Here is a 22,231-nt window from a genome sequence, read left to right as displayed (position 1 = left end):
CATGCAGTCACTTTATCAGGCAGAACGTAGTCCTATTGAAAAAGCTGGATCTCAAATTGCATATCAAAGCTTTGGTTTGGGAAAACGCTTTCTTCAGGATCAATCTTTTTCCGATGAAAAAACGATAGCCCAGTGCAGTATTGTAGATTTAACCAATCTATCCCGTGTAGGGTTTAGAGGACAAGATGCCGCTGCCTACTTGAGCAGTTATGGATTTCAATTACCACAGCAACCGAATCAGGCCATACAGCAAGAAGATGGATGCTGGGTGCTACGTTTATCCTTGACTGAATATTGTGTACTTGGGTCGCTTCAGGATTTTGGTGAGCGCGTGAGCCAGTTGGAGCAAGGTTGGCAAATGGATGAGTGTGCCAATTATTTACTCCCACGCCAAGATAGCCATGCATGGATTCAGTTATCTGGCGCGCCCGTAGCCGAGGTCATGGCAAAGTTATGTGCTGTGGATATGCGACTTGATGTATTTCAGGTGGGGCAGATTGCACAGACATCCGTCGCACGAATCAATGCAATAGTGGTAAATGTTAGTGATCCAAATACGCATAAGTTTAATATTCTGTGTGATCGTGCGGCAGCACTCTACTTGTGGGGTGTTTTGCAAGATGCGATACAGGAATTTGATGGAAGAATCTCTGGAATCAATGTGTTATTGTAATGCAGGAAGATCATTGCAAGCGTTCATCACTTCCCCATTAAAATGATGAACGCGATCGACTCGTTTTGGGACAAATATCTGCCCAATGTATTTGTCCTTTTTTTAAGGAGTATTTGGGTTTTGTCTTAGCTTGTTGGCAAGCCTTCTACGAAGCTAATCATCACATCTGCACATCCTTCACGCGCTAAACGCGCCTGTTTATATTCTTCTGAGTCATAACATTGCTGTGCAGTCGCCAGATCTGAAAACTCAATAATGACATGACGCTGATAAGCCTGTCCTTCTAAACAAACAGATTCACCACCACGCGCTAAGAATTTTGCACCGTATTTTTCAAAGGCAGCCGGCGCAAGTTTCATATATTCCTGATATTGCTGCATATCATGAATGGTGACATGTGCGATCCAGTAAGCACTCATATTTAATCCCTTTGATTTATTGTTCCTGTGTTTGTTTTTCAAGAATTTGCTTGGCGATTGTCGATGCCTCATGCAAATGTGCAGCAACGGCTGCTTTGGCTGCATCGGCATCTTTCATTAAAATTGCCTCGACAATCGTACAAATACGTTCATAACCCGATACCGCACGATGGGGTGAATTAATGGTCATGGCACGTAAACGGCTGATTCGTCCGTTGAGGCGTTCAACTACTTCCCAAGCAATATCATGATTGGCAATTTCAAAAATAAAACGATACAGATCTCTAGAAACACTGAGTAAATCCTGCATTTTTCCATCTTCAAATGCATCATGTAGCTTTTGTAGATGGCTTTGAAGTTTCTGACTACCTTGCTCGTCAAGCTTTTTAGTACAGTCAACTACGGCACTTTGTTCGAGCAATAAACGGATATCATAGATCTGCTGCGCAACATGCCAGTTTAATACCGATACAATCGGGCCTTTATTGGGTAGGGTTTCTACCAATCCTTCTGCTTCCAAATAACGAATCGCTTCACGTACCACCGTGCGGCTCACGCCTAATTCTTCACATAATACTCGCTCAACCAGACGTTTTCCTGCTGGGAAATAGCCTGTAATGATGGCATTACGCAGATTAGTTAGTGCCATTTCCCTCAACGTAATAGGGGGATGCTCGATTTTTAGATTCAAAGTCATACACTCACTCAAAATTTATTTGTGTAATTTTTGGTTACATTTATAGGCATCAATATTAGCAAAAAAAACGGTACTTGAGTAGTCTGTACTATTGTATACCATAATATTGTGTTTTATATTGATGTAAAACAAGGGAGGAAAATCCGTGAGCCTAATCCGAAAAACAGTACTGCACGTAGAAACAATTTATGTGGATGGTGGCAAAGAAGCGCCAACACCATTAAAGATGGTGGCTGCTGCTGCGGTACTTAAAAATCCATGGGCTGGACAGGGATATGTCGAAGATCTTGCACCAGAAATCCGTCGCATTGCGCCAGAGTTGAGCAAGCATTTAACCAAGATGATTATTGATGAAGTTGGTTCTGGTGAAGCCGTCGAGGCATTTGGTAAATCTGCTGTTGTCGGGCTCGATGGTGAGCTCGAACATGCTTCTGCACTCATTCATACCTTGCACTTTGGTAATACTTACCGCAGCGCTGTGGGTGCGAAATCTTATTTGGCATTTAACAATACACGTGGCCCAGCAAATGCACCGATTTTAGTGCCGATGATGGACAAAAATGATGAAGGTCGCCGTTCACATTATTTGACAGTTCAATTCGCGATTGCCGATGCACCCGCTGCAGATGAACTGGTGGTGGTGATTGCAGCCTCAACAGCAGGTCGCCCACATCACCGGATTGGTGATCGTTATAAAGATTTAGAAGAGTTAGGCCATGATCTCAAAAACCCTGCAGCTGTCAAATAATCGTACCGCTCATTATTTTGAGCAAGGTGAAGGAGAACCGCTGGTTCTCATTCACGGTGTAGGAATGCAGGCCGAGGCATGGTATCCACAAATTGATTATTTTTCAAAGCATTATCATGTTGTTTCTCTGGATATGCCAGGGCATGGTCAGAGTACTGCACTTGCAGCAGATGCACAGCTACAAGATTTTGTAGACTGGGCCATTGAGTGTATTTGTGCATTAAATCTGGGGCCTGTCAATCTGGCGGGACATTCGATGGGGTCACTCATCACTACAGGTGTAAGTGTGACCCGACCAGATCTAGTAAAGCGCATGGCAGTACTCAATGGCGTGTATAAGCGTACCGACGCGGCTCGAGAAGCTGTGATTCAGCGAGCCGAAGCGCTCAAACAAGGTCATCTGGATATCGATACACCTTTGCAGCGCTGGTTTGGCCAAAGCGAAATTGAAAAGACCGCATCCGAACGGGTTAAATCGTGGCTTGAAAACGTGAATATGTCTGGATATACCACCGCCTATCGTGCTTTTGCACAAGGGGACTTGGTGTATGCAGATGGCTGGGCGGATATCCAATGTCCAGCACTGGTATTAACTGGAACAGATGATCCGAACTCAACCGCAGAAATGACTATACAAATGGCAAATCAGGCCAAGCATGGCACTGCAATTGTGATTGAAAACGAACGGCATATGGTGAATCTCACCGCACCTGAGAAAGTCAATCAAGCGATGCAAGCGTGGTTGGAAACAGCCCCCTAATTTGTTTCAGAGATTGAAGGAGTATTGAAATGAGCGAAATGGATGCAGTGAATAAAATACGTGAGCTACGCGATGCCTTTGGATCATTTATGACAGGCGTGACGGTCGTGACCACGTGTAAAGATGACGGGACGCCGCTTGGTTTTACCGCAAACTCTTTTGCTTCGGTGTCTTTGGACCCAGCTTTGCTTTTAGTCAGCATTGCCAAGACATCAAGCAATTATCATAACTTTGCAGATGCATCACACTTTGCCATTAATATTTTGGCAGAAGAACAAAAAGATATATCTAATACCTTTGCCCGCCCAAGCGATGATCGATTTGCTCATTTAGCTTGGACAAAAAGTGAATATCAAAATCCATTAATTGACGGCGTCAGTGCTTGGTTCGACTGTACCACCTATCAGGTGGTCGATGCAGGTGACCATGCCATACTCATTGGTAAAGTAGAAAATTTTGCTTCGGCGGGTTTTGCAGGTCTTGGCTACTATCGCGGTGCCTATTTCACGCCAGCCAAATCCTCTACAGATGTCATTTCAAGCATGAAAGTCATGATGATGGCATTGATTGGGCACGAAAATAAAATCTTGCTCGAACAGACAGCCGATCATAAATGGGCCTTGCCGCATTTGATGGTCGAAAAAGACGGTGCAGAAAAAGCCTTGGAAAAGATCTTTGCAACCTATCAGCCAGAGGCATCACCCAGCTTTATCTATTCTGTGTATGACGATATCACCACTCAGCAGCAATACATTGCATTCTTGTGTAATACCCCTGTAGCGACTGCGCATAGAGGTCAGTTTGTCGATTTAAATGACCTTGAAAAACTTACGTTTGTCGACAGTGCTTTACAAAGCATGCTGATGCGTTATCGCAAAGAAAATTATCTGAAAACCTATGGTGTTTATTACGGTAATCATACCAGTGGCACAGTTCGTCAAATTGTTAAAGAGGGAGTTTAACCATGCGTTTTTCACTATTTGTACACATGGAACGTGTCTCGGATCAGCAAACACAAAAACAGCTTTATGATGAAATGATTGAGTTGTGTCAGATTGCCGACCGTGGTGGTATGCACGCAATCTGGACGGGTGAGCATCATGCCATGAATTTCACCATTGCGCCGAATCCGTTTTTGAATCTGGCCGACTTAGCCAACAAAACCCAAAATGTACGTTTGGGAACTGGTACCGTAGTGGCACCGTTTTGGCATCCGATCAAATTGGCTGGCGAAGCGGCTATGACCGACATTATTTGCAATGGCCGTCTGGATATCGGGATTGCCCGTGGTGCGTACTCTTTTGAATACGAGCGTATGGTACCCGGTATGGATGCATGGAGTGCTGGTCAGCGTTTACGCGAAATGATTCCCGCCGTTAAAAACCTATGGAAAGGGGATTATGAACATCACGGTGAGTTTTGGCAGTTTCCAAAAACCACATCGGCACCTCAGCCACTACAGCAACCTTATCCTCCAATTTGGGTGGCAGCACGTGATCCAAATAGTCATGAATTTGCTGTACAAAATGGCTGTAACGTACAGGTAACTCCGCTTCATCAGGGCGACGAAGAAGTCGAAAAGTTAATGGGACATTTCAATAGCGCCTGTGAAAAGTTTCAGGATATTGCACGCCCTGAAATCATGTTGCTACGCCATACTTATGTGGCCGATAGTGAAGAAGATGCGCAGCTTGCGGCTAATGAGATGAACGTGTTCTACAACTATTTCGGTGCATGGTTTAAAAATGAACGTGAAATCAATCAAGGTCTGATTGCACCATTATCAGATGAAGAAATTGCAGCGCATCCTTTTTATACACCTGAAGCGATGCGTAAAAATAATGTCATTGGTCAGGCACAAGAAGTGATTGAGCGTTTAAAAGCGTATGAAGCTATGGGATACGACGAGTATTCATTCTGGATTGATACCGGAATGAGTTTTGAACGTAAAAAAGCCTCTCTCGAACGTATGATTAATGAAGTTATGCCCGCATTTTCTGAATCAAAACTGGATCGCCGTCATGCAAAAATTTCAGCTGTATATTAACGGTCAGTTTGAGAATGGTGCTGCGCAATTTGACAGCATCAATCCGGCTACAGGTGAAATCTGGGCAAAAATGCCAGAAGCACGAACAGATGAAGTCAATCGTGCGGTAGATGCAGCCGAACAAGCATTTTATAACGCCAGTTGGGCGGGGTTGACGGCCACCCAGCGCGGCAAGTTACTTTATAAACTTGCCGACCTGGTCGAACAGGCGGCGCCACGACTTGCTGCTTTAGAAACCACAGATACCGGCAAGATTATTCGTGAAACCTCCAGCCAGATTGCTTACGTAGCAGAGTACTATCGCTATTATGCAGGGCTGGCAGATAAACTCGAAGGCAGTTTGATTCCTGTCGATAAACCCGATATGCAGGCATGGCTTGTACGTGAGCCAGTGGGTGTGGTTGCTGCGATTGTCCCGTGGAACAGTCAATTGTTTTTGTCTGCGGTTAAACTCGGACCAGCGCTTGCGGCAGGTTGTACAGTTATATTAAAAGCCTCTGAAGAGGCACCGGCACCCTTACTCGAATTTGCTAAATTGATTGATGAGGCTGGTTTTCCTGCTGGTGTGGTGAATGTAATTACTGGTTTTGGGCCAGAATGTGGTGCTGTATTAAGTGCACATCCTAAAGTGGCCCATATTGCATTTACCGGTGGCCCAGAAACAGCCAAACACATTGTCCGCAATAGTGCAGAAAATCTGGCAAAGGTTTCACTGGAACTCGGGGGTAAATCTCCGTTTATCGTATTTGCAGATACAGATATGAATAGCGCCTTGAATGCACAGATTGCAGCAATTTTTGCTGCAACAGGCCAAAGCTGTGTGGCGGGTTCGCGTCTTTTGATTGAAGCAAGTATCAAAGATGAATTTTTGCAGCGTTTATCCGAACGTATACAACGTATCAAGATGGGTTTACCCGATGATATGCAAACCGAATACGGCCCACTGTGCACGCTTAAGCAACGTGAAAAGATTCAGCAAGTGGTGCAGCGTTCAATTGAACAAGGTGCAAAACTGATTACTGGTGGTCAAGTGTGCGCAGGAGCGGGGTATTACTATCCGCCGACGATTCTGGATTGTACTGGCGTACCCGATGCACAAAGTATTCATACCGAACTGTTCGGTCCGGTGCTATCGGTCGATACGTTCAATACAGAAGCAGAAGCGATTCAAAAAGCCAACAGTACGCCTTACGGGCTGGCGTCTGGTGTGTTCACTAGCAATCTAAATCGGGCGCATCGTATGACCCGTGCCATTCGTGCGGGGATTGTATGGCTCAATACCTATCGGGTTGTTTCACCACTGGCACCGTTTGGTGGTTATGGACTATCAGGCCACGGTCGTGAAGGTGGTTTGAGTGCTGCACTTGAATACACCACCACAAAAACTGTCTGGCTTCGAATGTCAGATCAGCCAATTGATGATCCTTTTGTTATGAGGTAGTGAGTCAAATTAGGATGATTTTGATGTCGTAAATTTACTTGATTATTCAAGTAAATTAAAGAAAGGGATTAATGTTAGAAAATGGATTTTCTAAGGCTAAACCTGAAATTGGTATTGGTTTGGCTAAGTTTTATTTTAAATAAAAATATTTAAAAAACAAAACAATGAAAACTCCATTGAACTTAATCTCCATTTTTAGCTGTTGGAAAGGAAGCGTAAAGATGAACACTTTCATTCAAAGAAATTTTTAAAATCTGTATATAAAATGGTCTAAAAATTGCTTTGAATTAAAGGAATAAAAAATTCCTTTCAGGAATGATTGGAATTGTCATCTGGGTCAGTTGTCTTAAAAGTGAGACTAAGGAAATGAGTCAAAATGCAACATCAAACAAAGCGTTTGAAATAGAAAGCAACAGTATCGATTATGTGGATGCTTCTCAACGTAATGGTCACGTGAAAGATTTATTCACGCTCTGGTTTTGTACCAATATTGCACCTTTAGCTGTCATTACGGGTGCGATGTCAGTGCAAACATTTCATCTCAATATCATGAGTGCATTGACCGCAATTATTCTCGGTCATTTTTTTGGTGCCTCCATTTTGGCACTGACCTCTGCACAAGGGCCGCAGGTGGGTATTCCACAAATGATTCAAAGTCGGGCACAGTTTGGACGCTATGGTGCTTTACTGGTTGTGATTTTTACCACCTTTATCTATCTGGGTTTTTTTACGTCAAACATTATTTTATCTGGAAAAACGCTACATACCGTGATTCCTGCTATTCCGGTACCAACAGCAACTGTGATTGGTGCAATTACAGCAACGCTGATCGGGATTATTGGCTATCATTTTATTCATAAATTTAACAAAATCGGAACATGGTTTATGGGCGGCGCATTGCTGATTGGCTTTGCTCTCATGATTCCACATGTCACAGCAGACGTATTGGCAAAAGGCTCTTTTAATTTGAAAGGCTGGTTTGCAATGTTCTGTGTGTGTGCGATCTGGCAAATCAGTTTCTCGCCATATACCTCGGATTACTCGCGCTATTTGCCTAAAGAGATTGGGATTTTTAAGCCGTTTATTTATACCTATCTGGGTGCAGCTCTTGGTACTGTGGTGGCATTTTGTTTCGGTATGCTTGCGGTGAGTTTATTTACCATCAATGATGCTATGGAAGCGGTGAAAACTGCCACAGGCGGGTTTGGCGTGGTGCTCATGATTTTGTTCTTATGCAACATTATTGGTCACAATGCCATGAATCTTTATGGCGCTTCGCTTTCATTTATTACCGCAATTCAAACATTTGCAGGTAAATGGATTCCAACCAAATCGACACGAATCATTCTTTCGATTTTTGTCCTCATTCTTGCAACCAGTACGGCACTTTGGGCATCAAGCAGTTTTATCAGCTACTTTCTTAACTTTATTTTTGCCTTGCTTTTCATTTTAGTGCCTTGGGTGGTGATTAACCTGATGGACTTCTATTACATCAATAAAATGCAGTACGACATTGCTTCAATTTTTGATGAACATGGTGGTCAGTATGGCAAGTACAACATGAAAACTCTGGTGACGTATTTTGTTGGAATTGTGGTTCAAATTCCATTTCTTACCAATTCATTTTTCACAGGGCGCTGGGCCAATGTCATACAAGACGTTGATATCTCATGGATTGTAGGCATGATTGTAACCGCTGTTGTTTACTTTGTATTTAACCAGTCTAAAGTAACAGCACGTGATTACACTGTCTCGACCAAAAAATGCTAAGCCAAAATGAAAAGCGAGAAAAAGTGATGAAAAGACAATATTTGAGTAGTTGTGTGGGGTTGATCAGTATCTTAATGGCATTACCATGCTTTGCAGGCTTCACGTTTGGCGATGCAAAAACAGATACGGGTGCACTGACGATTTCGGGCTATGTACGCGCCAATTATCAGGATAAAAACTACGGATCGGATAACGATCATAAACTCCAGTTTAATGCGGCTAAATTGGCGCTAGATTATGATTCGCCTCAATGGTTTGGTCATGCCGAATACCGTTGTTATCAGTATAGTACCTTGTGTGATTTCTCGACATTGGTTGATGCTTATGCAGGATATCGTTTTACTGATAAGCAAACATTAACCTTAGGATTACAGCCTGTTCCATTTGGTATTGGTCGTTTTTGGGAAAGCTCACTCTACGGTGGGATTAATAACACCATGGGATTGGAAGATGCACATAATCTGGGTGCAAATTATCATCATGAAATCGGTTCGACCAAAATTGATTTAGGTTACTTTGCAACTGATGGTGGGCACTATACGGGCGATAGCCGTGATTCAGCACGTTATACTGCAAATTTTGTCAAAACCAGTGATCCAACCCAATCGACGTTAAATGAAAAAAATATGTGGATTGCGCGCGTAAGTCAGGATATTAAACTCTCACCTGACATGAGCATGAATGTGGGTGGTTCTTACTGGTACTCCGATATTGAAAATAAGACTTCTGGTTTAGATGGAAACCGTAAGACATGGGCGTTGTTTACAGGTCTGAATTACAAAAATCTAGCCTTAAGCTTCACTGGCGGCCAAAATGATGTCATCAATAAAGATGCGTTACATCCTGATTATTCGGTGATGGGATCTTATGATGGCGAATATTATGTGGCCAATAAAGGCCAGTTTTATACCGCAGATGCTCGCTACGTCTTTAAAGACGTTTATAAGGGTATCAATATTACGCCTTATGCTACCTATACCAGTTATATCAAGGATACAGACGGTTATAAAAATTCAACACGTCACTTTTTAGGTGCATCATTTGACTATAAGAAGGTGTCTTTGGTTGCTGAGTACATTATCAGTAAAAATGATCCATTCATTGGCGGTGATACGACCTCATTGGCACAAGGAGATAATGCCAACAAGTCGAACCGATTACTCAACTTGACTCTGTTTTATTATTTCTAAGCCTTTTGGTTAAGAGCAGCAGTGCTCAAATTTTTTTCTTAATTTAAATGGTATACCATATGTGTAAGATATGGTATCCATTACAGTGGTGGGCTATAAATCTCATTTATAGCCGTTTTAGACCTCAAAAGATTGAATGGGATTGGCAAACATGGATCTTCAAAAACAGCCTTTATTTCGACAAAAAGCACTTGTCGCAGGGCAATGGTGTGATGCCGATAATGGTCAGCAAACGCCAATTTACAACCCTGCAAACCAAGAATTGATTGGATATGTTCCGAATATGGGACGGGCTGAAACCGAGCGTGCAATTGAAGCAGCGTATGCTTCATGGAATATGTGGAAAACAAAAACCGCCAAGGAAAGATCAGTTTTACTCAAAAAATGGTATGAGCTGATTATCGCCAATCTTGATGTACTTGCAGAAATTTTGACGACCGAGCAGGGTAAACCTCTTAATGAAGCAAAAGGCGAAATTAGCTACGCGGCGAGCTTTATAGAATGGTTTGCAGAAGAAGCTAAAAGGATCTATGGCGATGTGATTCCAAGCCCTTATCCGGATGCACGAATTGTAGTAAACAAACAGCCGATTGGGGTGGTGGCTGCAATAACGCCATGGAATTTTCCGGCTGCCATGATTACCCGAAAAGTGGCCCCCGCATTGGCGGCAGGCTGTCCATGTATTGTCAAACCTGCACCTGAAACACCATTTACAGCCTTGGCACTGGCTGATCTAGCAATACAGGCAGGAATTCCTGCCGAAATGATCAGTGTGATTACAGGTGATGCTGTTCAGATTGGTGATGCCATTTTCGCCAGTGATCATGTACGTAAGTTTACTTTTACCGGCTCAACCCCGATTGGTAAACTCTTACTGGAAAAATCTGCAAAAACACTGAAAAAAGTCTCGCTCGAATTGGGCGGCAATGCACCGTTTATTGTCTTTGATGATGCTGATATTGAAGCAGCCGTTGAAGGTGCACTCATTGCAAAATTTAGAAATGCAGGACAAACCTGCGTATGTGTAAACCGTTTCTTGGTTCAATCTGGTGTTTATGAAAAATTCATTCAGGCATTTAAAATCAGAATCGAAAGTTTAAAAATTGGACATGGCCTAGAAGCAGGCAGTGAAATTGGGCCTTTGATCAATGCGCAAGCAGTAAAAAAAGTACAATCTCACATTCAAGATGCACTAAGTAAAGATGGTCAGCTAATTACTGGTGGACACGTCGACGCTACAGGCGAGCTATTTTTCGAACCGACCCTGATTGCCGATGCCAATTCCGAAATGATGGTTGCAACGCAGGAAACCTTTGGTCCCTTAGCTGTAATTTTCAAATTCGATACCGAGCAGCAAGCGATCCAGATGGCCAATGATACTGAGTTTGGCCTGGCGGCCTACTGCTATACACGTGATTTAGGACGTGCATGGCGGATGAGCGAACAGCTTGAATACGGTATGGTGGGCATCAATAAAGGACTGATTTCAAATGAAGTTGCACCTTTTGGAGGAATCAAGCATTCTGGTTTGGGGCGTGAAGGCTCAAAATACGGCATCGAAGATTATCTTGAAATTAAATACACACTGTTTGGAGGGTTATAATGAGTAATGACAGATTTGAAAAAGGCTTAAGTATTCGCAAACAGGTGTTGGGTGAAGAATACGTCAACAACTCGATCAATCATGCAGACGACTTCAATCTACCGCTACAAGAGTTGGTCACTGAGTATTGCTGGGGTGCAGTCTGGGGACGTGAGGAGCTGTCTAAACCAGAACGAAGTCTCATCAATTTAGCCATGATTTCTGCATTGAATCGACCTCATGAATTAAAACTGCATGTGAAAGGTGCGCTGCGTAATGGTGTGCCCAAAGAAAAAATTCGTGAAGTATTACTACAGGTGGCAATTTATTGCGGCGTACCTGCAGCAGTCGATAGCTTTCGTATTGCCAAAGAAGCCATTAAAGAATACGAAGCAGAACACCTTGCAAAATAATTTAAGGTCTAAGTTAAAAAAAGAGAGCCATAAGCTCTCTTTTTGTTGCTCAATGGATTAATTATAAGCACGCTCGTTGTGCTCACTCACATCGAGACCTTGTTGTTCCTGTTCGGATGTGGCGCGTAAACCGATGGTTTTATCGATGACTTTCATAATGATCCAAGTCAGTACGCCACAGTACACAACTGTTAGGCCAATACTGGCAATTTGCGCGATGAACTGTTTAAACAGATTTACATCCTGATTGCCGCCAAGGGCAGGGATACAAAATATTCCAGTCAGAATACAACCTACCATTCCTCCAATACCATGTAGTGAAAATACATCTAATGCGTCATCAAAGCCAAATTTACGTTTGAGCCCCGTCACCGCAAAGAAACAGCATATACTGGTTATCAAACCGACTGCAATTGCACCAAAAGGGCCAACATAAGCAGCTGCTGGTGTAATACCAACCAAACCTGCGATGACTCCAGATGCAAGACCCAATGAAGTCACATGTTTGGTCATTATTTTTTCAACCATCATCCAGCCCACAATTCCACCGCAGGTTGCAATGGTGGTGGTCATGAGTACTAGGCCCGCTGTAGTATTTGCTGCCAGTGCTGAACCAACATTGAAGCCATACCAGCCAGCCCACAGTAAAGCAGCGCCCATCATGGTAAATACCAGATTATGAGGAGGCATTGGGGTTGTTGGCCAGCCAAGACGTTTCCCAATAACGATTGCACCGACCAGAGCAGCAACACCTGAATTGATGTGTACAGCGGTTCCACCTGCAAAATCCAGTACACCCCAGTTATGCATAATTGCACCGGGGCCGCCCCATACCATATGTGCCAAAGGTCCATACACCAAAACCAGCCAGAGTGCACCGAACAATACCACAGCACCAAATTTCATTCGCTCTGCAAAGCCACCAATGGCAATACATGGTGTGATCATGGCAAAGGTCAAGCCAAAAATACATAAAACATATTCAGGCACACCTGCAACCAGCGTTTGATCGGTAATTCCTGCCATAAATGCTTTACCTAAACCTCCAACAAAACTATTGAGATTAAGGCTACCTTCACTCATGTGGGTAGTATCCGCCACGATGCTATATACAATGGCAATCCATAAAATGCCGACTACACCTGCAACTGCTAAAAACTGGGAAAAAATTGAAAGTACGTTTTTAGCTCTCAGCATTCCGCCATAAAACAGTGCCAGACCAGGAATGAACATAATGAGCACTAAAATTGCTGAAACCATGAGCCATACAGTGGAAGCAGCATCAAAAAGTGTATCGGCAGCAAATACATCGGCAGGCATCAGTATAAATAGACACAATCCTAATTTTTTGAGTATATCGGAGGGCATGGTAGAAACTCCTAATGCAAAGAGAAAATAAAAAAACTTTTTATTCCTAAAAGGAATATTAATTTCATTTTGTTAAAGCAATTCTTATACCACGATGGTTTTTTGCACTTAATTTTCTCAATGTCAGGCCTAATCAAGTTGCCTAAATCTTCGTTAGTAAATGCAATAAGGGTTTTGATTGACTACTGAAATGAAGGATGCTCTGTAAAAAGTTGGATCAGATGATCCATTACAGTTCTGATTCTTTTGGCCGTAATCAAATTACTATGCACCACTAACCAGATGGGTTGTTCAACTCGAGTATTTTCATTGATTTGAACAAGTCCTGATTGATTCGCAATAAAGTCTGGCAACAAACCAATGCCTAAGCCAGATTTCACAGCATCAATTTGTGTGGAAAGACTATTGGTTTCAATCTTAAAGTTTTGATTTCGTATAAAGTCTTTCATCCAGTGCGCAAGTGACAAATGTTGATGGGTATCGGCCCAGCCTACATAGTGATATTGATCAGGTTGAAGATCATTGTCTTGAATAAACTTCATGTAAGATGTAGCAGCATAGAGTCCAAAACGAAGTGTTCCCAAGCGTTTGATGGTGAGATTACCAGCGTCAGGTTGAATCGTTCTGATGGCTAAATCGGCATCTCGACGATGCAAGTTAGTGAGTTGCACACCACTATTAATTTCAATACGTAACTCGGGATGGCGAGAAAAAAGAGACTGTAAGGAAGGGATTACCAAACCATTGGCCAGATTTTCTGAAACAGCTAAACAAACCAGTCCCTGTGCTTGTGCATAATTTTGTCCACTTTCTGTCAGGCTGAGGGCTGCATTTTCGAATGCTTCTGCATTACCAAGTAAGGCTTCACCTTCGAGTGTAAGTTGATAACCTGTTTGATGTCGCGTAAACAGCGTCATGGCCATATCTTGCTCTAGGCGCTCCAAACGCCTCGATACGGTGGCAATACCCAAATTTAATTTTTCGGCAGCGGTGGTGAGTGTGCCTGTTCGGGCAACTGCAAGAAAAACTTTCACATCATCCCAATGCATATATTTTCCAAAAATGAAAAACTAGTTTCAATTATTATCTATATAAATTTCAATCATGGAAACAGATACTTCGGCTTTCACATGCTGAGGATATATAAATGTCTTTAAAATTATGGATAGCTTTGATTGTTTTAAGCTTGAGTAGCTTTGCCATTGTCACAACCGAATTAGCGCCGATAGGTTTACTTTCCGCCTTGTCACATGACCTGAATCAAAGCGAAGCCATAACTGGACTGATTGTGACAGGCTATGGTTGGGTGGCTGCTATCTCGGCGTTATGCTCGATCGTTTTGCTCATTCGGTTTCCACGAAAAATGGTCTTAATGATCATGCTGCTGATTTTGGCAATTTCCAATATCATCGTGGCCTATAGTTCATCATTTAATATGATTCTTTCTGCGCGTATTATCGGTGCAATTGCGCACGGTAGCTTTTGGGCCTTGATTGGAGCTGTCGCTTACAGTCTGGTTCCGAAACATAAATTGGGTTTGGCTACATCAATTATTTTTTCAGGTGTTTCAGTTGCGAGTATTTTGGGTGTACCTCTGGCGAGTTATCTGACTCAACTGAGTAGCTGGCGGCTGGCGTTTGAATTTCTGGGTCTTTTATCTTTCATTGTTTGTATTTTAATTCTGCTCTTTGTGCCCAAAATTCCAGATCAAGCCCCTTTAGCGTCTGGCTTTTTTAAAAAAGTGCTTCAGCATTCGACTTTAAATCGTTTATTTATTCTTACAGCACTGATCATTTCGTCACATTTTGCTGCATTTACATTTATTGAACCGTTTCTGAGCCAAATCGCACAGCTTGAATCGGGTCAGATCACATTACTTCTTCTTGTTTTTGGTTTGGCTGGTTTAATAGGCAATATCCTTGCTGGAAAGTTGATAGATCGACATTTACACACAATCATCTTGATCAGTTTAGTATTCATTTCGGGAAGTGTGTTTGCTTTTGGATATTTGGGGTATCAAGTTACTTTGAGCATCGCGATCGTATTTTTGGCGTTGTGGGGCGTTTCAATTGCAAGCATATTTGTAGGGTTACAAACTTGGGTTTTGAAGCAGGCAGATGATTTGGCAAGTGCAGCCTCGGCAATCTATGTTGCAGTTTTTAATGCCAGTATTGGCTTGGGAGCGCTAATCGGGAGCTTCATGCTGCAATATGTCACGCTTAATCGAGCATTTGAAATCATTACAATCTTTCTAATTTTTAGTCTTTATCTTCTGCAAAAATTTAACCGAACGCATTAATTAAAGATTGGATCGTATCTCTATTTCCAGTGTCATCTAAGTACAAGAAAAGTGGTGAAGAAATAGAAGATACGATTGCTTCAAGTCATGAAGAGCAATTACTCTTCGCTGCTTCCATAATTCATTACAGACAAGAGACGAATAGGCACCTGCACTAGTTTTTCTGGTCCATGAGGAATTTCACCTTCCAAAGTCAGACAATCTCCTGGTTGCATGTGAAAAACTTCTTGTCCATGTCGATAAATCAGCTCTCCCTCGACTAGATACAGCATTTCTGTGCCTGGATGAGCGAAGGTCGGGAATTCTTCACTGGCATCATCCATACTCACCAGATACGCCTCAAAGTTCTTTCTTGGGCCTCTAGAATGCGTTAATAAACGATAAGTATGGCCTTTTTCAGTGCCGCGGCGTACCACCTCCATACCATCTCCAGATTTAACCAGCATGGCATGACTTTCTTGCTGATCGTATTGACTAAATAAAGTCGACATTGGAATTCCGAGTACTTCGCACAGGCGGCTTAAGGTTTCCAAGCTCGTAGACACTTGTGCATTTTCAATCTTACTGAGCATGCCCTGACTAATCCCTGCAATCTGAGCTACTTCTGAGAGTTTGAGGCCTTGTTCCTGACGATGTCGTTTAATTTGAATACCAATATATTGTTCCAGCTTCACGCTGTTTTTGGTGTGTCTCATTATGGTTCAACTCTGCACTATTTTGATGACAATGAACTGAGAATTTTACTCAAAACAAAAAGTAGATGTAATACATTTAAAAAATCTTGTGGTGAAATATATATTCTTATTGGGAATATATAGCGTATATGATCGTTTATTACAAAAACAAAAGAAATTTTTAAAAGTTGGCAAGGGATTTGCTTTCTTTATAGGAAACAAAGTTTCTTGTATTGAAAGCTAAACAATTTAAGAAACGAACGTGCATTTTTTGAGCCAAATACAGTTTTGCCATATTAGGAGTATGTCAATTATGTTGCAGCAAGCCGTGAAGGAGATGTTTGATCACTATGAATTGACCAGTCAACCGATGTACCGTCCAGAAGTACAAAAGGTCATTGATCAGCATCATTTAAAATATGTTTTGGCGCAATTTGTTGATATTCATGGTGCTGCCAAAACCAAGTCGGTCCCGATTTCGGGCTTAAAAGCAATTGAGAAAGACGGTGTCGGATTTGCAGGTTTTGCTATTTCTGGTATGGGAATGCAACCCCATGGTCCTGACTTTATGGTGAAAGGCGATTTATCTACTTTAACTCCAGTCCCTTGGCAACCGGGTTACGGACGGGTGGTCTGTGAAGGGTATGTGAATGGAAAGCCGCATCCATATGATTCACGTTATGTACTGCGCCAGCAAGTCGAGCGTCTAAAAGCTCAAGGCTGGACATTAAACACTGGGCTTGAGCCGGAATTTAGCCTGTTTCGTCGTGGCGAAGACGGCAAACTCAAAATGGTAGACGACTCCGATAATCTGGATAAACCTTGTTATGACTATAAAGGCTTGTCTCGTTCACGCGAATTTTTAGAACGATTAACTGAAGCTCTCATTCCTGTGGGTTTTGATATTTATCAGATCGATCATGAAGATGCCAACGGTCAGTTTGAAATCAACTATACCTATGCAGATGCCATGAAGTCGGCAGATATGTTTACCTTTTTCCGTATGGCTGCGGGTGAAATTGCCAACGATTTAGGCATGATTTGTTCATTTATGCCAAAACCTGACCCGAAGCGTGCAGGCAACGGCATGCATTTTCATTTGTCGATCGGCAGTGAAAAAAATAGCAATCTTTTTCATGATGCCAGTGATCCAAGTGGAATGGGTCTATCGAAAATGGCCTACCACTTTATTGCAGGTCTGCTTGAACATGGTCCGGCACTCTGTGCTTTTTGCGCACCAACGGTAAATTCTTATAAACGCCTCGTGGTGGGTCGTTCACTCTCTGGCGCGACATGGGCACCAGCCTTTATTGCATATGGCGGCAACAACCGCTCAGCCATGGTGCGTATTCCGTATGGTCGTATTGAGCTGCGCTTGCCCGATGCAGGCTGTAATCCTTATCTGGTGTCGGCTGCCATTATTGCAGCAGGACTTGACGGAATCGAACGCGAACTGATGCCACCACCGGCCTGTAATGAAAACCTATATAGCCTTGGGCTTGAAGAAATTGCAGCACGTGGCATTCAAACCTTACCGCAGTCGCTTAAAGAAGCCATTGATGCACTCAAAGCAGATCCACTGTTTGCACAGAAAATGGGATCTGAAATTGTGAACGAATTTATCGAACAAAAAAGCATGGAGTGGGTGGAATACTGCCGCCATGTGTCCGACTGGGAAATTCAGCGCTATACAGAGTTTTTCTAAAGCCTTAAACAACAAACAGATTAAAAATTAAATTTTGGAGACATCCTATGTGTGGAATCGTTGGTTTATATCTTAAAAATCCTGCGCTTGAATCCCAACTTGGCAAATTGTTTGAGCCAATGCTGCAAGCCATGACCGGTCGTGGTCCCGATAGCGCAGGCTTTGCGATTTATGGTGATGAGGTTCAAGACGGCTGGGTCAAATTAACCTTGCAAACCACAGATGAAACGTTTAACTGGCAGGCATTTGCACAAAAGCTTCAAGCAAAATTATCTACAGGTTTTGACTGGTTTCAAAATGCAACTGCTGCCGTCGTAAAAGTTGAAGCAGATGAAGAAATAGTGCGTGCAGCAATCGATGAAATTGCCCCTGAACTAAAAATCATGAGTGTTGGACAAAGTATCGAAATTTTAAAAGGCATGGGCTTACCTGTCGAAATTTCTGAACGCTTTGGCCTTGCCAACATGAAAGGTAGCCACATTATCGGACATACCCGTATGGCCACTGAAAGTGCCGTAACCATGGAGGGAAGTCATCCATTTTCAACAGGTGCCGATTTATGTCTGGTTCACAACGGCTCGTTATCGAATCATGCACGTTTACGTCAAGAGTTAAAGCGTGAAGGTATTAGCTTTGAAACAGATAACGATACCGAAGTTGCAGCAGGGTATCTCACTTGGCGTTTACAGCAGGGCGATAATCTGGAGCAGGCGTTGAATCACGCACTCGATGATCTGGATGGTTTCTTTACCTTTGCGATTGGAACCCGTGATGGCTTTGCTGTTATTCGCGATCCGATTGCATGCAAACCTGCTGTACTGGCCGAAACCGAAGATTACGTTGCGATGGCCTCTGAGTATCAGGCATTGGCTTCTTTACCCAATATCGATCAAGCCAAAGTGTGGGAACCCGAACCAGCCACCTTGTATGTATGGGAGCGTTCGTCAGCCAAAACGAACGCAGCGGCATAAGTTAAACGGTTAAAAAATCAGGAGCAGCAATATGAACAGCACAGTATTGGCAGACAAAATTGAGCAAACACTTTTAAAAGATACTTACGATTTAAATCTAGATAGCGTACGCGATCTCAATCAGGCATTGCATAGCAAGGATCTGGTCAATGAAATTGCACATTGGACGGTTAAGAACCCTGCGGGTATACATAATATAGCGGTGGGGATTAAAGCTCCGATTTCGGTCACCATCGATGGTCATGCAGGATATTACTGTGCAGGCATGAATCAGGAAGCGGATATTGTCGTAAATGGTAACGTTGGGGTAGGCGTTGCAGAAAACATGATGTCCGGCTCTGTGCGTATCAAGGGCAATGCCTCTCAGGCTGCGGGTGCAACTGCACATGGAGGATTGCTGGTGATTGAAGGGGATGCAGGCGCACGCTGTGGTATTTCTATGAAAGGTGTAGATATTGTCGTGGGAGGCAATATCGGTCATATGAGCTGTTTTATGGGGCAAGCGGGCCGTTTGGTCGTCTGTGGTGATGCAGGTGATGCACTGGGCGATTCTCTTTATGAAACCCGTATTTATGTGAAAGGAGCCGTAAAATCTTTAGGTTCAGACTGCATTGAAAAAGAAATGCGTGCTGAACATCTTGCCGAATTGGCGGAGCTGCTGGCCAAAGCTGGTTTTAACGAATCCCCAACCTCGTTTAAACGCTATGGCTCAGCCCGCCAACTTTATAACTTCAAAGTAGACAATGCATCTGCTTACTAAGATCAAACGTAGATCGGAGAAATAACCATGACACAATCAGCTACTCAATTTGAACCAGTACTACGTGAATCGGCTACGTTTGATCGTTTGACCATTCAGGAAATTCAACGTGCTGCCGCGACCGGAATCTATGATATTCGCGGTGGTGGTACCAAACGTCATCTGCCACATTTTGATGATTTATTATTGCTGGGTGCGAGTATGTCTCGTTATCCGCTAGAAGGGTATCGAGAAAAATGTGGTACCGATGTGGTTTTAGGCACACGTTTTGCCAAAAAACCGATTCATCTGAAAATTCCTGTGACCATTGCAGGAATGAGCTTCGGTGCGTTATCTGCCAATGCCAAGGAATCTTTAGGTCGTGGCGCGAGTATGGTCGGTACGTCTACTACCACAGGTGATGGCGGGATGACCCCCGAAGAGCGTGGGCATTCCGAAACGCTAGTATATCAATACTTGCCATCGCGCTATGGTATGAACCCAGACGATTTACGTAAAGCCGATGCCATTGAGATTGTCTTGGGGCAAGGAGCCAAACCTGGGGGGGGCGGTATGCTGCTCGGAATGAAAGTGACAGAGCGTGTGGCGGGAATGCGCACTTTGCCTGTTGGCGTCGATCAACGAAGCGCCTGCCGACATCCAGACTGGACTGGGCCAGATGATTTGGCCATCAAAATTGCCGAAATCCGCGAGATCACAGACTGGGAAAAACCGATTTATGTCAAAATTGGAGCAAGTCGTCCTTATTATGATGTCAAGCTTGCAGTTAAGGCAGGAGCAGATGTGATTGTACTCGATGGCATGCAAGGCGGAACAGCCGCGACTCAAGAAGTGTTTATTGAGCATGTGGGAATTCCGATTTTATCTGCCATTCCCCAAGCGATTCAGGCTCTACAGGAAATGGGCATGCACCGTAAAGTACAACTGATTGTCTCTGGCGGTATCCGCACTGGTGCAGATGTGGCAAAAGCGATGGCACTCGGTGCCGATGCAGTCGCAATTGGTACTGCTGCCTTGATTGCTTTGGGGGATAACCATCCACGCCTTGATGATGAACTGAAAAAAATTGGTTCGGCATCAGGCTATTATGACGATTGGCAAAATGGCCGTGACCCTGCCGGAATTACCACCCAAGATCCAGAACTTGCCAATCGTCTAGATCCAATTGAGGGTGGTCGACATTTAGCCAACTATTTGCGCGTATTGGTTTTAGAAGCTCAAACCATGGCGCGTGCTTGTGGTAAATCACATCTACATAACCTCGATCCAGAAGATCTGGTTGCCCTAACAGTAGAAGCCGCTGCCATGGCACGTGTGCCATTGGCTGGAACCAACTGGGTACCGGGGCAACTCCAATATTAAGTATCGACCTTGTGAGCGTTATTTGAGCATAAAGCACCTAGAAAGGGGTGCTTTATGCGTTGGGTGTTAATTCATTTAAAAATAGAAAAGAACAGGATAATTCAGATATGATGCTAATCCTTAAGTCACATCGTGGTGTACGGGTTTAGCTAATGAACTTTAAAAGTATTGAAAATTTTTATTGGGTGGCCCGTTTAAATAGTTTTAATAAAGCCGCAGTTAAACTTAATACCACACAACCTGCGGTGTCTCAGCGTTTAAATACCTTTGAGCAAGAACTTGGAGTCAAGCTTTTAGAGCGGACATCACGCAGCTTGCAATTGACCGAAAAAGGCCAAATCGTTTACGCCTACGCAGAAAAATATATACAACTCAATCATGAGTTACTCAAAGCATTGTCTGAAAAAACGGCACTTCAGGCCACCATTCGCTTGGGGGTTGCAGAAACGATTGTACACACTTGGCTGGTCGATTTTATCGAGCAAGTGCAACAAGAGTATCCTGCTGTAACTTTCGATATTGTGATTAATATTACTCCCATGCTCAAACAAGCGGTTGAAGCGGGCGAACTGGATATGGCGTTTTTACTTGAATCAAGCTGTAATTTTGATTGTGTAGAAATACCACTATGTCAGTTTCAACACAGTTTTTTAATTGCACCACGTTTCCACAAACGCTTTTTAGAGCGTCAGCTTACTCTCAAGGATGTGTCCAATAGCACCATTTTGACTTATCCCAAAATGACCTATCCCTATATGGATTTAAAAAATCAGCTGATGCAGCACGGCTTAAAAGAACCTAAAACCATTACCAGTTACTCCTTAGCCACTTTAATTAAAATGACCGAAGAAGGTATGGGAATTGGGATTATTCCACATTTATCGGTGATTCACGAACTACGTGAAAAACGGTTACAGATTTTGCCCTCTGAGTTGGTATTAAAGCCATTTCGTTTTTCGTGTGTGTATATTGCGGGTAAAGATGATCTGGTCAAACAAAGTTTGTCGAAAATTGCGCAGCAGATTGCACAGCACTCACTGCGTAAGCTCAATAACCAGTTTGATGGCGATGATTATCGTTAAATACACGTTCAACCGCTCTGCATTTGATTAAGATAAGTTCTTAAATGAACTCATTTGGACGTGTCCAGATCAGCGCAAAAAAGTGCGTCATACAAGTGCAGTATGCACCATTAAAGTACTGATTTTTAATATTTAATTTTTTAGATATAACCATAGCTAATCGATATCGATAAGCAAAGATTATTAATTATTTTTAAATCAAAAAAACTATATAAATTAATAAGTTATTTTTTATCTTTCGTGTTGTGTAAATATTGTTCCAATCCTGTC

Annotated in this window: 21 protein-coding genes; 16 read left to right on the top strand and 5 right to left on the bottom strand. The window is 42.9% G+C overall.

What is annotated here, in order from left to right:
- The first annotated feature begins 1 nt into the window (after position 1).
- Positions 2–673 carry a sarcosine oxidase subunit gamma gene (locus tag L2096_RS01310; protein ID WP_250364738.1) on the top strand — a complete coding sequence of 224 codons (672 nt, stop codon included), beginning with the start codon at positions 2–4 and terminating at the stop codon, positions 671–673.
- Positions 674–798: 125 nt separating this feature from the next.
- Here L2096_RS01310 and L2096_RS01305 read toward each other — a convergent pair whose 3' ends face one another.
- Positions 799–1,092: a DUF1330 domain-containing protein gene (locus L2096_RS01305; protein WP_025094941.1), complete on the bottom strand. Its 294-nt coding sequence runs from the start codon at positions 1,090–1,092 to the stop codon at positions 799–801.
- A gap of 16 nt (positions 1,093–1,108) precedes the next feature.
- Positions 1,109–1,783: a GntR family transcriptional regulator gene (locus tag L2096_RS01300; RefSeq protein WP_228128002.1), complete on the bottom strand. Its 675-nt coding sequence runs from the start codon at positions 1,781–1,783 to the stop codon at positions 1,109–1,111.
- Positions 1,784–1,934: 151 nt separating this feature from the next.
- On the opposite strand from L2096_RS01300, the gene L2096_RS01295 reads away from it, so the two are divergent.
- The 9 genes from L2096_RS01295 to L2096_RS01255 all read left to right on the top strand — a co-directional run bounded on the left by L2096_RS01295 (position 1,935) and on the right by L2096_RS01255 (position 11,740).
- Positions 1,935–2,537 (top strand): amino acid synthesis family protein, encoded by a 603-nt coding sequence (locus L2096_RS01295; protein WP_004939161.1) that lies wholly within the window; start codon positions 1,935–1,937, stop codon positions 2,535–2,537.
- On the top strand, positions 2,506–3,297 hold the full coding sequence (tgnD, locus tag L2096_RS01290; RefSeq protein ID WP_004939158.1) for a (E)-2-((N-methylformamido)methylene)succinate hydrolase: 792 nt from the start codon (positions 2,506–2,508) through the stop codon (positions 3,295–3,297). The genes L2096_RS01295 and tgnD overlap by 32 nt, the downstream gene beginning before the upstream one ends.
- A gap of 29 nt (positions 3,298–3,326) precedes the next feature.
- Positions 3,327–4,259: a flavin-dependent trigonelline monooxygenase reductase component gene (gene tgnA, locus L2096_RS01285; protein ID WP_250364737.1), complete on the top strand. Its 933-nt coding sequence runs from the start codon at positions 3,327–3,329 to the stop codon at positions 4,257–4,259.
- Positions 4,260–4,261: 2 nt separating this feature from the next.
- Complete coding sequence (gene tgnB / locus L2096_RS01280; protein WP_004939152.1) at positions 4,262–5,344, top strand: flavin-dependent trigonelline monooxygenase oxygenase component; 1,083 nt, start codon at positions 4,262–4,264, stop codon at positions 5,342–5,344.
- The gene (gene tgnC, locus L2096_RS01275; RefSeq protein ID WP_111811698.1) at positions 5,319–6,785 is read left to right on the top strand and encodes a (Z)-2-((N-methylformamido)methylene)-5-hydroxybutyrolactone dehydrogenase; all 1,467 of its coding nucleotides are present in this window, start codon (positions 5,319–5,321) and stop codon (positions 6,783–6,785) included. Before tgnB ends, tgnC begins: the two co-directional genes overlap by 26 nt.
- A 366-nt stretch (positions 6,786–7,151) precedes the next feature.
- Complete coding sequence (locus L2096_RS01270) at positions 7,152–8,555, top strand: purine-cytosine permease family protein (protein WP_025094937.1); 1,404 nt, start codon at positions 7,152–7,154, stop codon at positions 8,553–8,555.
- A gap of 26 nt (positions 8,556–8,581) precedes the next feature.
- Positions 8,582–9,745, top strand: coding sequence for a TonB-dependent receptor (locus L2096_RS01265; protein WP_250364736.1), 1,164 nt, complete (start codon positions 8,582–8,584; stop codon positions 9,743–9,745).
- A 151-nt stretch (positions 9,746–9,896) separates the two neighbouring features.
- Complete coding sequence (locus L2096_RS01260; protein WP_250364735.1) at positions 9,897–11,348, top strand: NAD-dependent succinate-semialdehyde dehydrogenase; 1,452 nt, start codon at positions 9,897–9,899, stop codon at positions 11,346–11,348.
- Positions 11,348–11,740, top strand: coding sequence for a carboxymuconolactone decarboxylase family protein (locus L2096_RS01255; RefSeq protein WP_076032116.1), 393 nt, complete (start codon positions 11,348–11,350; stop codon positions 11,738–11,740). The genes L2096_RS01260 and L2096_RS01255 overlap by 1 nt, the downstream gene beginning before the upstream one ends.
- A gap of 57 nt (positions 11,741–11,797) precedes the next feature.
- Here the strand turns inward: L2096_RS01255 and L2096_RS01250 are convergent, their stop codons facing one another.
- Both L2096_RS01250 and L2096_RS01245 read right to left on the bottom strand, forming a co-directional pair.
- Positions 11,798–13,108, bottom strand: a complete 1,311-nt coding sequence (locus L2096_RS01250) for an ammonium transporter (RefSeq protein WP_250364734.1) — start codon at positions 13,106–13,108, stop codon at positions 11,798–11,800.
- A 182-nt stretch (positions 13,109–13,290) separates the two neighbouring features.
- Complete coding sequence (locus tag L2096_RS01245) at positions 13,291–14,157, bottom strand: LysR family transcriptional regulator (protein WP_250364733.1); 867 nt, start codon at positions 14,155–14,157, stop codon at positions 13,291–13,293.
- A gap of 98 nt (positions 14,158–14,255) precedes the next feature.
- Here L2096_RS01245 and L2096_RS01240 point away from each other — a divergent pair, with 98 nt between their 5' ends.
- A complete protein-coding gene (locus L2096_RS01240; protein ID WP_250364732.1) occupies positions 14,256–15,407 on the top strand; it encodes an MFS transporter in 1,152 nt (383 codons plus the stop codon).
- A 98-nt stretch (positions 15,408–15,505) separates the two neighbouring features.
- On the opposite strand, the gene L2096_RS01235 is transcribed toward L2096_RS01240, so the two are convergent.
- A complete protein-coding gene (locus L2096_RS01235) occupies positions 15,506–16,102 on the bottom strand; it encodes a helix-turn-helix domain-containing protein (protein WP_004939122.1) in 597 nt (198 codons plus the stop codon).
- Positions 16,103–16,394: 292 nt separating this feature from the next.
- Between L2096_RS01235 and glnT the strand changes: the two genes are divergently transcribed.
- From glnT to L2096_RS01210, 5 genes are all read left to right on the top strand, one after another.
- Positions 16,395–17,786 carry a type III glutamate--ammonia ligase gene (gene glnT, locus L2096_RS01230; RefSeq protein ID WP_004939119.1) on the top strand — a complete coding sequence of 464 codons (1,392 nt, stop codon included), beginning with the start codon at positions 16,395–16,397 and terminating at the stop codon, positions 17,784–17,786.
- A gap of 47 nt (positions 17,787–17,833) precedes the next feature.
- Positions 17,834–18,757: a class II glutamine amidotransferase gene (locus L2096_RS01225; protein WP_151796286.1), complete on the top strand. Its 924-nt coding sequence runs from the start codon at positions 17,834–17,836 to the stop codon at positions 18,755–18,757.
- Between the two features lie 31 nt (positions 18,758–18,788).
- Entirely contained in the window at positions 18,789–19,517 is a 729-nt protein-coding gene (locus L2096_RS01220; RefSeq protein ID WP_004948533.1) for a GltB/FmdC/FwdC-like GXGXG domain-containing protein, read from the top strand.
- A gap of 27 nt (positions 19,518–19,544) precedes the next feature.
- Entirely contained in the window at positions 19,545–20,879 is a 1,335-nt protein-coding gene (locus L2096_RS01215; protein WP_004939108.1) for an FMN-binding glutamate synthase family protein, read from the top strand.
- A 152-nt stretch (positions 20,880–21,031) separates the two neighbouring features.
- Positions 21,032–21,961, top strand: coding sequence for a LysR family transcriptional regulator (locus tag L2096_RS01210; RefSeq protein ID WP_025094928.1), 930 nt, complete (start codon positions 21,032–21,034; stop codon positions 21,959–21,961).
- Positions 21,962–22,231: the final 270 nt, after the last annotated feature.

The sequence above is a fragment of the Acinetobacter sp. ACZLY 512 genome (genome assembly GCF_023614015.1).
Lineage (GTDB): Bacteria > Pseudomonadota > Gammaproteobacteria > Pseudomonadales > Moraxellaceae > Acinetobacter > Acinetobacter soli.
Note: the sequence above shows the minus strand (reverse complement) of the source record. Positions and strands in the feature narration are given on the sequence as shown.

Bases quoted from the DNA above. Each gene is read 5' to 3' on its own strand.
- L2096_RS01310 (WP_250364738.1), top strand. From the start codon at position 2: ATGCAGTCACTTTATCAGGCAGAACGTAGTCCTATTGAAAAAGCTGGA.
- L2096_RS01305 (WP_025094941.1), bottom strand. From the start codon at position 1,092: ATGAGTGCTTACTGGATCGCACATGTCACCATTCATGATATGCAGCAA.
- tgnD (WP_004939158.1), top strand. From the start codon at position 2,506: ATGATCTCAAAAACCCTGCAGCTGTCAAATAATCGTACCGCTCATTAT.
- tgnA (WP_250364737.1), top strand. From the start codon at position 3,327: ATGAGCGAAATGGATGCAGTGAATAAAATACGTGAGCTACGCGATGCC.
- tgnB (WP_004939152.1), top strand. From the start codon at position 4,262: ATGCGTTTTTCACTATTTGTACACATGGAACGTGTCTCGGATCAGCAA.
- tgnC (WP_111811698.1), top strand. From the start codon at position 5,319: ATGCAAAAATTTCAGCTGTATATTAACGGTCAGTTTGAGAATGGTGCT.
- L2096_RS01270 (WP_025094937.1), top strand. From the start codon at position 7,152: ATGAGTCAAAATGCAACATCAAACAAAGCGTTTGAAATAGAAAGCAAC.
- L2096_RS01265 (WP_250364736.1), top strand. From the start codon at position 8,582: ATGAAAAGACAATATTTGAGTAGTTGTGTGGGGTTGATCAGTATCTTA.
- L2096_RS01260 (WP_250364735.1), top strand. From the start codon at position 9,897: ATGGATCTTCAAAAACAGCCTTTATTTCGACAAAAAGCACTTGTCGCA.
- L2096_RS01255 (WP_076032116.1), top strand. From the start codon at position 11,348: ATGAGTAATGACAGATTTGAAAAAGGCTTAAGTATTCGCAAACAGGTG.
- L2096_RS01250 (WP_250364734.1), bottom strand. From the start codon at position 13,108: ATGCCCTCCGATATACTCAAAAAATTAGGATTGTGTCTATTTATACTG.
- L2096_RS01245 (WP_250364733.1), bottom strand. From the start codon at position 14,157: ATGCATTGGGATGATGTGAAAGTTTTTCTTGCAGTTGCCCGAACAGGC.
- L2096_RS01240 (WP_250364732.1), top strand. From the start codon at position 14,256: ATGTCTTTAAAATTATGGATAGCTTTGATTGTTTTAAGCTTGAGTAGC.
- L2096_RS01235 (WP_004939122.1), bottom strand. From the start codon at position 16,102: ATGAGACACACCAAAAACAGCGTGAAGCTGGAACAATATATTGGTATT.
- glnT (WP_004939119.1), top strand. From the start codon at position 16,395: ATGTTGCAGCAAGCCGTGAAGGAGATGTTTGATCACTATGAATTGACC.
- L2096_RS01225 (WP_151796286.1), top strand. From the start codon at position 17,834: ATGTGTGGAATCGTTGGTTTATATCTTAAAAATCCTGCGCTTGAATCC.
- L2096_RS01220 (WP_004948533.1), top strand. From the start codon at position 18,789: ATGAACAGCACAGTATTGGCAGACAAAATTGAGCAAACACTTTTAAAA.
- L2096_RS01215 (WP_004939108.1), top strand. From the start codon at position 19,545: ATGACACAATCAGCTACTCAATTTGAACCAGTACTACGTGAATCGGCT.
- L2096_RS01210 (WP_025094928.1), top strand. From the start codon at position 21,032: ATGAACTTTAAAAGTATTGAAAATTTTTATTGGGTGGCCCGTTTAAAT.